The 7147-nt window shown below is 70.2% G+C and carries 7 protein-coding genes; 6 read left to right on the forward strand and 1 reads right to left on the reverse strand.

Features of this window, described 5'->3' with window-relative positions:
- Positions 1–13 precede the first annotated feature (13 nt).
- Positions 14–349: an antibiotic biosynthesis monooxygenase gene (locus ABZX02_RS33785; protein ID WP_355304374.1), complete on the forward strand. Its 336-nt coding sequence runs from the start codon at positions 14–16 to the stop codon at positions 347–349.
- Here ABZX02_RS33785 and ABZX02_RS33790 read toward each other — a convergent pair.
- Complete coding sequence (locus ABZX02_RS33790; protein ID WP_355304376.1) at positions 336–824, reverse strand: NUDIX domain-containing protein; 489 nt, start codon at positions 822–824, stop codon at positions 336–338. The two genes, ABZX02_RS33785 and ABZX02_RS33790, sit on opposite strands and share 14 nt — an antisense overlap.
- A gap of 107 nt (positions 825–931) precedes the next feature.
- Here ABZX02_RS33790 and ABZX02_RS33795 point away from each other — a divergent pair, with 107 nt between their 5' ends.
- From ABZX02_RS33795 to prcA, 5 genes are all read left to right on the forward strand, one after another.
- Positions 932–3328: an FtsX-like permease family protein gene (locus ABZX02_RS33795; protein ID WP_355304378.1), complete on the forward strand. Its 2397-nt coding sequence runs from the start codon at positions 932–934 to the stop codon at positions 3326–3328.
- Positions 3329–3401: 73 nt separating this feature from the next.
- Positions 3402–4895, forward strand: a complete 1494-nt coding sequence (gene dop / locus ABZX02_RS33800) for a depupylase/deamidase Dop (RefSeq protein ID WP_355304380.1) — start codon at positions 3402–3404, stop codon at positions 4893–4895.
- A 79-nt stretch (positions 4896–4974) separates the two neighbouring features.
- Positions 4975–5169: a ubiquitin-like protein Pup gene (locus ABZX02_RS33805; protein ID WP_030471529.1), complete on the forward strand. Its 195-nt coding sequence runs from the start codon at positions 4975–4977 to the stop codon at positions 5167–5169.
- A 49-nt stretch (positions 5170–5218) separates the two neighbouring features.
- Entirely contained in the window at positions 5219–6067 is an 849-nt protein-coding gene (gene prcB, locus ABZX02_RS33810; RefSeq protein ID WP_355304382.1) for a proteasome subunit beta, read from the forward strand.
- A 34-nt stretch (positions 6068–6101) separates the two neighbouring features.
- A complete protein-coding gene (gene prcA, locus ABZX02_RS33815) occupies positions 6102–6869 on the forward strand; it encodes a proteasome subunit alpha (protein ID WP_355304383.1) in 768 nt (255 codons plus the stop codon).
- Positions 6870–7147 lie beyond the last annotated feature (278 nt).

Genomic DNA, 7147 nt, shown 5'->3' on the forward strand with positions numbered 1-7147 from the left:
CTACGGTGGCGCCGTGAGCGATGCGCCCGTCGAGGCTTTCGAACCCCCGTACTACGCGGTCGTCTTCAGCACCGTGCGAACCCAGGACCAGGACGGCTACTCCGAGACCAACGACCGCATGGAGGAGCTGGTGCGCGACATCCCGGGCTACCTCGGGATGGACCACGCCCAGAACCCCGGCGGGCTCGGCATCACGGTCGGCTACTTCCGCGACGCCGACGCGCTCACGCAGTGGCGGACGAACCTGGAGCACCGCGCGGCCCAGCAACGCGGCCGTGAGAACTGGTACGAGACCTACTCGTTGCACGTGGCGAAGGTCGAACGCAGCCACACCTTCAAGCGCGCCTGAGCCACTCGCGTCCGATGACCCGGCCGTCCGGCACGAGCGGCCAGTCCGGGTCCTCGATCTTCGCGCGCACCTCGTCCGCCGCCATCCACCCGCCCCAGGCGACCTCCTCGGGCTGGTGGGTGAACGGGCCGTCGCTGCGCGTCTCGTAGACCCACGCGTGGTAGCGCGTCCGCTCGTCGACGTAGCTGGTCCGGAAGAGCGGCGTCAGCGGGGTCTCGACGCCGAGCTCCTCGCGCAGTTCGCGGACCGCCGCCTCGTCCGGGGTCTCGCCCGCGTCGATCACGCCGCCCGCGGCGAAGTCGTACAGGCCGGGGAAGATGTCCTTGGTGTCGGTGCGGCGGTGCACGTAGATCCGTTCGCCGTCGGTGGAGTGCACGACGACCAGGACGCAGCCGTGCCACAGGTTCTCGGCGCGCATGCGTGCGCGGCTCACCTCGCCGATGGCGTTCGCGGCCTCGTCGTAGAGCGTGATCATCCCGGTGTCCTCCTGTGGTCGTACGCGAGCTTGCTACCCCAGTCCGACGCCCGCTGATCGCCCTCCTTCCTACCTTCGGGACCGTCAGACGTCACCGAGGAGGATTCGTGTCCACTTCCCTGCGGCTCGGCGTCGCCGAGTTCCGCGCCCGGCCGGGCCGCGCGCTGCTGCCCGGCGTCGCGCTGGTCGTCGGCGTGGCCTGCCTGCTGGCCGCCCTGGTGCTGAGCGACGCGCTCACCCGGTCGGTCGACGAGGGCGCGCCCCTCACCCCGTCCGCGGTGGGGCACGTGGTGGACACCAAGCCGGTCGAGTACAGCTCGGCCGTCACCGAGGAGAACCGCCCGAAGCTCGACGCGGCGTTGCTCGCGAAGCTCTCCGCCGTCGGCAGGGCGGTGCCGGTCCAGGTGGCGCAGGCCGACCTGCTCGACGCGAACGGCCGCGCCGGGCAGCACCGCGCCGAGGTCCACGTCCAGCAGCCGGACCTGGTGCGCTGGCCGCTCGCGGAGGGGAAGGCGCCGGCGGCGGACGGCGAGGTCGCCGTCGACAAGATCACCGCGTACGAGCGGGGGCTCGAGCCCGGTGACAAGGTGCGGCTCGCGGCGGCCGACGGCAGGCCGGTCGAGGTGACCGTCAGCGGGGTCATGAAGAAGGGCGGGCTCGACGCGCGGCCGGTGCTCGTCACCGGACCGGACCTCGCGAAGGAGCTCGACCCGGAGCCGTTCACCAAGGAGATCTGGGTGATCGGCGGCGCGCGGGACGCCGTGAAGAGCGCCGCGGGGGCCGACTACGTCGTGTGGGATCCGGCGCCGGACGCGGACAGCATCGGCAACGAGCTCACGTTCATCCTGCTGCCGTTCAGCGTGCTCGCGCTGGCCACGGCGGTGTTCGTCGCGGCGGCCACGTTCCGCGCCGTCTACGCGCAGCGGCAACGGCAGACGGCGTTGCTGCGGTGCATCGGTGCCCAGCGCGGGCCGTTGGTGCGCCGGAGCCTGTTCGAGGCCCTCGTGACGGGGGCGCTGGCGGGGGCTGCAGGCGCGTTGCTCGGCGGGCCGATGGCGTGGCTGCTGGCCAGGACGTTCGACGTCACCGGCATCTCCGTGCTGTTCGGCGCCGTGGAGCTCAGCCCGGAACTGCTGCCCTCGCTCGGGTACGTGATCCTCGGAGTCGTCGTCGCCGCGCTGTTGAGCGTCATCGCCGCCGTGCGTCCCGCGATCAACGCCGCTCGTGTGTCGCCTCTCGCCGCGTTGCGTGACGCGGAGAACGAGGTGCCGCCACGGTCCGTGCGTCGCCTTCGGCTCGTGTTCGGCGTGCTGTTCACCGGTGGTGCTGGGCTGCTCGCGATGGCCGCGATCGCCGCCAAGGGCACGTCCGCTGCGCCGCTCGCCGTCACGTTCTCCGCGATCGCCGCCGTGACCGGTCTGTTCTGGATCCTCGGGCCCGTCACGGTCCCGCTGATCGCGCGGCTGTTCGGCCGGATCGGCGGTACCCAGTGGAAGCTCGCCGGCGCCGAGGTGCGCCGGATGCCGCAGCGGTCGGCGTCGGTCGCGCTGCCGTTGCTGCTCGCGAGCTCGATGGTGACGTTCTTCCTGGTCGTGCTGGGCGGCGCGGAGGAGCTGACGTTCCAGTACGCCAACGAGGAGCGTCCGGACGCGACGGTGGTGGACGCGGGCGAGCGCCCGCTGCCGGAGATCCCGGCCCAGCCGGGCGTGGCGGCCTCGGTGGTGCTGCACAAGACCGGCGACACCGCCGCGAGCGTCGACCCCGGCCAGTTCCGGACGTGGCTGAAGGCGCAGAACGTGTCCGGTGCGGACCAGTTCGTCGCCGGGACCGCGATCGTGCCGCCGCACTGGGAGGACCGGCCGTTCGTCGAGGCCGACGGGGTGCAGTACAAGGTCGTCGGCACGATCCCCGGCAGCATCACCGGTTACACGCCGATCGTGGCCGGCCCCACCTCGGGACCGGCGGACAAGGTGCTCGTCGCGTTGCAGCCCGGGGTCGACCCGGCGCAGTTCCGGTCCTCGCTGCAGGCCGCGCTGCCGAACAACCCGACCGTGATCGTCCAGACCGACGCGGACGAACGCGCCGAGGCCGCCCGGTACATGCACCTGGGCACCGTGCTGATGATGGTGCTGCTCGGCCTTTCCGTGGCGGTCGCCGTGACCGGCATCGGCACCGCGCTGACCATCTCCGTCCAGGAACGCCGCAAGGAGCTCGCGCTGAGGCGCGCCTTGGGCGTCACTCAAGGCGGGCTGCAGGGCGGGGTCATCGCTGAAGCGGTCATGTTGGCCCTCGTCGGGGTGATCGGCGGTGGCGTGCTCGGGTTCGCCTACGCGGAGGTCGCGTTCCTGTCGATCGGCGTCCCGCTCACGCTGCCCGGGCTCAAGGTGGTGTTGCCGCTGGTCACGGGCGCGGTGATCGTGGTCCTGCTCGCCGTCGTCGCCGCTTTCGGGCCTTCTCGCGGCGCATCGAGGATTCGTCCTGCAGCAGGATTGGCATCCGGGTGAATAGGGTGAGGGGAGTTTCACCGTGAAGCTCCCCTCACGCTTTCGTGCGGGGTCAGGTCATAAGGTGTTGCGCATGCGGCGGATCATGGGAACCGAGGTCGAGTACGGCATCGCGGTGCCGGGCGACGCGACCGCGAACCCGGTGCTCACTTCGACACAGGTGGTGCTCGCGTACGCGGCGGCGGCGGACATACCGCGCGCCAGGCGGGCGCGCTGGGACTACGAGGTGGAGTCACCGCTGCGCGACGCGCGCGGGTTCGACCTGGGCTCGCCCGGCGGGCACCCCGCCGACTCCGACGTCGAGGACCTGGGCGCGGCGAACGTCATCCTCACCAACGGAGCGCGGCTCTACGTCGACCACGCGCACCCCGAGTACTCGGCGCCCGAGGTCACCAACGCGCGCGACGCGGTGATCTGGGACAAGGCGGGGGAGCGGGTGATGGAGGAGGCCGCGATCAAGGCGGCGTCCGTGCCCGGCCAGCCCCGCCTGCAGCTGTACAAGAACAACGTCGACGGCAAGGGCGCGTCGTACGGCACGCACGAGAACTACCTGATGCAGCGCTCCACGCCGTTCACGGCCGTGATCGCGGGCCTCACGCCGTTCTTCGTGTCGCGCCAGGTCGTGACCGGGTCGGGGCGGGTGGGCATCGGGCAGTCCGGCGAGGAGGCCGGCTACCAGCTCTCGCAGCGCGCCGACTACATCGAGGTCGAGGTCGGCCTCGAGACGACGTTGAAGCGCGGCATCATCAACACGCGCGACGAGCCGCACGCGGACGCGGACAAGTACCGCCGCCTGCACGTCATCATCGGCGACGCGAACCTGGCCGAGTACTCCACGTTCCTCAAGGTCGGCACCACGTCCCTGGTCCTCGACATGATCGAGGCCGGGCAGCGGTTCGACGACCTGCGCATGGTCGACTCGGTGCGCGCGGTGCACCAGATCAGCCACGACCCGACCCTGAAGACCAAGGTCGAGATGACCGGCGGGCGCAAGTTCACCGGCCTCGACGTGCAGTTCGCCTACCACGAGCGCGCGACCGCGTTCGTCGAGAAGGAGGGCGTCGGCGACCGCGACGTCCTGCGGATCTGGGGCGAGGTGCTCGACGCGCTGGCCCGCGACCCGGCGGAGTGCGCGGACCGGCTCGACTGGGTCGCCAAGCTGCGGCTGCTCGAGGGCTACCGGCAGCGCGACGGCCTGGAGTGGGGCGCGGCCCGGCTCAACCTGGTCGACCTGCAGTACTCGGACGTGCGTCTGGACAAGGGCCTCTACAACCGCCTGGTCGCGCGCGGCTCGATGAAGCGGCTCGTGAGCGAGGAAGAGGTCCGCGCGGCCATCACCACGCCGCCCGAGGACACGCGTGCGTACTTCCGCGGCCGGTGCCTGGAGCGCTACCCGACCTCGGTCGCGGCCGCGTCGTGGGACTCGGTGATCTTCGACCTCGGTCGAGAATCCCTCGTGCGAATTCCGACGCTGGAGCCCCTGCGCGGGACGAAAGCGCACGTCGGAGCCCTTTTGGAGGCTTCTGACACCGCCGAGCAGCTGGTGGACGCGCTGACTCGCGGGTGATCGTCTACCCGAGTGGCTCAGGGTTTTTGTCGGTGCCGCTGGGTAGTGTTCTTGTCAGGCGAGTCAGTGGGAGGCCGAGATGTCCCAGGAACAGAAGCAGCGCCAGGGTGGTGGCGACGGCGACGACGGTGCGGACGACGCCGCCGGAGCCGGTCAGGAACGCCGCGAGAAGCTCGGCGAGGACGTGGACGCGATCCTCGACGAGATCGACGACGTGCTCGAGGAGAACGCGGAGGACTTCGTCCGCGCATACGTGCAGAAGGGTGGTCAGTAGGCCTTCGGGGGCCTGCCGACCACCTCGGGGACGGGAGAACAACCAACACATGGACAACAGCTCGACCGGGCGTTACCCGGCCGCGGCGCTGCCCTCGGCGTACCTCACGCCGGGCTCGTCGTCGTTCACGGACTTCCTGCGGGCCCAGGCACCCGACATGCTGCCTAGTGCCCGGAAGCTCCCGGAGGGGACCGTCCAGGCCCCGCACGGGACGACGATCGTCGCGGCCACCTACAAGGGTGGCGTCGTGATCGCCGGCGACCGGCGCGCGACGATGGGCAACGTCATCGCCCAGCGCGACATGAAGAAGGTCTTCGTGACCGACGACCACTCGGCCGTCGGCATCGCGGGCACGGCGGGCATCGCGATCGAGATCGTGCGCCTGTACACGGTGGAGCTGCGGCACTACGAGAAGATCGAGGGCGTGCCGCTGTCGCTCGACGGCAAGGCGAACCGCCTCTCGGCGATGATCAGGGGCAACCTCGACGCGGCCATGGCCGGCCTCGCCGTGGTTCCTCTGTTCGCCGGGTACGACACCTCCGCCGCCGATCCCGACCGCGCCGGCCGCATCGTGTCCTACGACGTCACCGGTGGCCGCTACGAGGAGTCGCAGGGCTACCAGGCCGTCGGCTCCGGATCGCTGTTCGCGAAGTCGGCGTTGAAGAAGCTCTACGACCCGGACGCCGACGCCGACGCGGCGATCCGCTCCGTGGTCGAGGCCTTGTACGACGCGGCCGACGACGACTCGGCCACGGGCGGCCCGGACCCGGTCCGCCGCCTCTACCCGGTAGTGGTCACGATCAACGGCGCCGACGGCGCGGTTGAGGTGCCGGAACCCCAGGTCGCCACGGTCGCCGACGCGGTCGTCGAAGGCCGCAGGTCCCGCCCCGCAGGCTGAGTCCCCCACAGGTTCGACGTCAGGAGCACCACCCATGACGATGCCGCTGTACGCATCGGCAGAGCAGGTGATGCGCGACCGCTCGGAGTACGCCCGCAAGGGCATCGCCAGGGGTCGCAGCGTCATCGTGCTGAAGTACGCGGACGGCATTCTGTTCGTCGCGGAGAACCCCTCCAGCACGCTGCACAAGGTCTCGGAGATCTACGACCGCATCGGCTTCGCCGCCGTCGGCCGCTACAGCGAGTTCGAGAACCTCCGCCAGGCGGGAATCCGCTTCGCCGACGTCCGCGGGTACCAGAACGACCCGCGCGACGTGACCTCGCGTTCGCTGGCCAACGTGTACGCCACCACCCTCGGCACCTACTTCACCGAGCAGATCAAGCCGTTCGAGGTGGAGATCGCGGTGGCCGAGGTGGGCGACACCGCTGCCTCGGACACGTTGTACCGGTTGACGTACGACGGGTCCATCGTGGACGAACCCCAGTACATCGTGATGGGTGGCACCGTCGACGCCGCCAACACGGCGTTGAAGGAGGCGTTCGCGGACGGGCTTTCGTTGGCTGAGGCTGTTCCCGTTGCGGTGAAGGCGTTGTCGGCTGGGTCGCCTTCTACCGGGAACGGGTCTGCTGAATTGCTGCCCGCTGCCAAGTTGGAGGTGGCGGTGCTGGAGAGGGCTCGGCCTCGGAGGGCGTTCCGGCGGATCGCTGGGGCGGCTTTGGACGGGTTGATGCCTGCTCCGGTGAAGGACGGCAAGCCTGTTGAGGACGTTGAGCTGCCTGAGTCCGAGGGTGAGTCGAAGTAGGGTTTGGGGTTTGGCTTGGTGATCGGCCCCTGGCTTTGTGGCTGGGGGCCTTTTGCTTTGGTTCGCGCCGGTTCCGTTGGTGGTTCCTTTGCGTGTGGCGGGTTCCTGTTGCGTGCTTCCCCTGGGGGCTCTGCCCCCAGACCCCCGGCAATCTGATCAGGGGGCCAGCGCTGTGGGCGGGTAGATGGCACGCCTGTTGCTTAGAGCGGCTGCCTGTTTCGTAGTTTGGGCGCCTCGGCGGTGGGGTCCCATCACGAGCCGCACCAAGAGCGGGCCAC

Origin of the sequence: Lentzea sp. NPDC003310, from assembly GCF_040610935.1 — a bacterium.
GTDB lineage: Bacteria > Actinomycetota > Actinomycetes > Mycobacteriales > Pseudonocardiaceae > Lentzea.

Bases quoted from the DNA above. Each gene is read 5' to 3' on its own strand.
- ABZX02_RS33790 (WP_355304376.1), bottom strand. From the start codon at position 824: ATGATCACGCTCTACGACGAGGCCGCGAACGCCATCGGCGAGGTGAGC.
- ABZX02_RS33805 (WP_030471529.1), top strand. From the start codon at position 4,975: ATGTCCCAGGAACAGAAGCAGCGCCAGGGTGGTGGCGACGGCGACGAC.
- prcB (WP_355304382.1), top strand. From the start codon at position 5,219: ATGGACAACAGCTCGACCGGGCGTTACCCGGCCGCGGCGCTGCCCTCG.
- dop (WP_355304380.1), top strand. From the start codon at position 3,402: ATGCGGCGGATCATGGGAACCGAGGTCGAGTACGGCATCGCGGTGCCG.
- prcA (WP_355304383.1), top strand. From the start codon at position 6,102: ATGACGATGCCGCTGTACGCATCGGCAGAGCAGGTGATGCGCGACCGC.